Source organism: Streptomyces sp. NPDC048254, assembly GCF_043201895.1.
Lineage (GTDB): Bacteria > Actinomycetota > Actinomycetes > Streptomycetales > Streptomycetaceae > Streptomyces.
Genome location: NZ_JBICZJ010000051.1, coordinates 1 through 1,716 on the forward strand (window position 1 = coordinate 1; position 1,716 = coordinate 1,716).

Sequence of the window (1,716 nt, forward strand, 5' to 3'; positions counted from 1 at the left end):
ATCAACGTCAAGATCAGGGTTCTGTCGACGATCTTGTGATGCGGACGTCTGAACGGGCCGTGCCGACTGTTCGCGATCATGCATCGCGTGCTCTCGTGATGTGCTCCTGGAGCTGTTTCCGTACCTGTCCGCGTTGCTGATCGAAGAGGTGGAGAGGCGACCGGACCGGGTGGTGTTCAGGGCGCGGGTGCGGGCGGCAACAGCGGTCTGCGGGTGCGGTGAGAGCTCGGCGCGGGTGCACGGACGGTACATGCGCAGGCTGCGTGACGCCGCGGCGGGCGGTCTCGGTGTCGTGATCGAGTTACGCGTGCGCCGTTTCCGCTGCGAGAACCCCGTCTGCCCGGCGGTGACGTTCGCCGAGCAGATCGCGGGACTGACCACCCCACACAGTCGGTACACGCCGTTGATGCGTGGGATGTTGACGCAGATCGGCCTGGCCCTGGCGGGCCGGGCGGGAGCCCGCCTGGCGACCGCCATGGGCATCACGGTGGGCAGGGACACACTCCTGCGCCTGGTCAGAGCCGTGCCTGAGCCGGACGTCGGTGAGGTGGAGGTGCTGGGTGTCGATGACTTCGCTTTTCGCAAGGGCCGAACATTACGGCACGTGCTGATCGACGTGGCTACCCACCGGCCGCTTCACCTCTACGACGGTCGCGAGGGCGATGACCTGGCCGCCTGGCTCCGCGGCCATCCCGAGGTGAAGGTGATCTGCCGGGACCGCTCCAGCGGTTACGGAGAGGGCGCGCGGGTCGGAGCACCGCAGGCCCAGCAGGTCGCCGACCGGTATCACTTGTGGGCCAACCTCGGCCAGGCAGTCGAGAAGACGGTCAGCGCCCACCGCTCCCGACTGGCCGAACCGCTTGCCGCAGTGGAAGACGGCCCCGGCCACCCGGAAGCGGAGCCCGAGGTGGTGCAGCCGTCGAAGGAGCTGAAGATCGTGACCCGGCTGCGGGAGCAGCATGCCGCCGCCCACGAGCTGTGGGCGCAGGGGATGTCGAAGGCGGCGATCGGCCGGAAGCTCGGGCTGCACCAAGCCACCGTCCGCAAGCTGGTCAACGCCCGCTCCGCCGATGATGTCGTCGCCAAGAGCCTGCAGCGGGCGCACATCGTCGATCCGTACGTCGGCTACCTGCACCAACGCTGGAACGAAGGCATAAGAAATGCCGCACAGCTCCACCGGGAGATCAAGCAACTCGGCTATCTAGGAGGCGAGTTGGCTGTCCAGCGTCACCTGCGGCGCTACCGCACCGGGCGCGGACACGCACCCGCCGTCGGCCCCAAGCCTCCCTCGGTCCGCGAGGTCACCTCATGGATCATGACCCATCCCGAACACCTCCGCGACGGCGATGCCGACAAGCTGCACCGCCTGCGTGAGCGCGACCCCGAGCTGGACCGGCTCACCGGCCACGTCAGGAAGTTCGCCGTCATGATGACCGCACGCCACGGCGACCGACTTGAGGAGTGGATCGTCGGCGTCGAGCACGACACCCTGGCTCCACTTGCGGGCTTCGCCCGCAACCTCCGCCGCGACTTCGACGCCGTCCACAACGGTCTGTCGCTGCCACATAGTTCAGGCGCTGTTGAAGGCAACATCAACCGGCTGAAGATGCTGAAACGCCAGATGTTCGGCCGTGCCAGCCTCGATCTCCTCCGCAAACGTGTCCTGCTCGCGCGGTGACGCCTTCCGCACTGGATCACAAGATCGTCGACAGAACC

At 67.2% G+C, this 1,716-nt stretch carries 1 protein-coding gene; it reads left to right on the forward strand.

Going from position 1 to position 1,716, the window contains the following annotated elements; translation table 11 throughout:
- The first annotated feature begins 187 nt into the window (after window positions 1-187).
- Window positions 188-1,678 carry an ISL3 family transposase gene (locus tag ACGFZQ_RS52215; protein WP_393846513.1) on the forward strand — a complete coding sequence of 497 codons (1,491 nt, stop codon included), beginning with the start codon at window positions 188-190 and terminating at the stop codon, window positions 1,676-1,678.
- The last annotated feature ends 38 nt before the right edge of the window (window positions 1,679-1,716 follow it).